General features: G+C 57.0%; 1 protein-coding gene. It reads right to left on the bottom strand.

The genetic code is table 11. The features are described 5' to 3' along the window. Positions 1-293 (bottom strand): hypothetical protein (locus DM374_RS32915; protein WP_157969837.1); only part of this gene is annotated, 293 nt, incomplete at both ends.

The raw sequence follows: 293 nt of genomic DNA, 5'->3' as shown, positions 1-293 counted from the left end.
TTGAGCTGGTTGTCATCAGTGGCTTCGTCAAACACCGGAAGCGGTAACGCTGTCCTTTGCACCGATAACGTCAAGGGCCCCGATTCCCGCTGTGTATGTGTATGGAAGACCTTGTAGGAAACCACGACATTGCCATCGGCATTGGCCTGTACATACTCGTAGCCAACCAGCAGATCGAATGGCTTACCGACGTCGCCCTGTTGCACCAAGCGATTCACCGTTGTCACGCCGCCGGGTTTGCTGCCGTCCCAATGCACCTCCACGTCGTCGCCAAACTGGAGCTCCGCCTCGAC

This window comes from Pseudomonas huaxiensis (assembly GCF_003231275.1).
Classification (GTDB): domain Bacteria; phylum Pseudomonadota; class Gammaproteobacteria; order Pseudomonadales; family Pseudomonadaceae; genus Aquipseudomonas; species Aquipseudomonas huaxiensis.
This window is presented reverse-complemented; position numbering and strand designations above follow the sequence as displayed.